The 240-nt window shown below is 45.4% G+C and carries 1 protein-coding gene; it reads right to left on the bottom strand.

Going from position 1 to position 240, the window contains the following annotated elements:
• A partial coding sequence (locus AB4512_RS21250) for a hypothetical protein (RefSeq protein ID WP_372175596.1) occupies positions 1–240 on the bottom strand: 240 nt, incomplete at both ends.

The raw sequence follows: 240 nt of genomic DNA, 5'->3' as shown, positions 1-240 counted from the left end.
GCTTTTTAAGCTGTTGATTAGTGGCGAGTAATATCCGGCTTTGGTGCCTCAATTGGTCTGTCTTCAGTGCAACTTGCGCTTTTAAGTGCCGGTTGGCAAAAGTGACATAACGCGAACGCCAAAAGACTAAGATAGTCACAACGCCAATCAGTAATATCAGAGAGCTTGCTGCAGCCCAATTGGTCAGATACCAAGGCTCCGCAATCGAGAAGCTTTGATTGGTTGACACAAAGCGATAAT

This window comes from Vibrio sp. 10N.222.52.B7 (assembly GCF_041474275.1).
Classification (GTDB): domain Bacteria; phylum Pseudomonadota; class Gammaproteobacteria; order Enterobacterales; family Vibrionaceae; genus Vibrio; species Vibrio crassostreae_C.
Note: the sequence above shows the minus strand (reverse complement) of the source record. Positions and strands in the feature narration are given on the sequence as shown.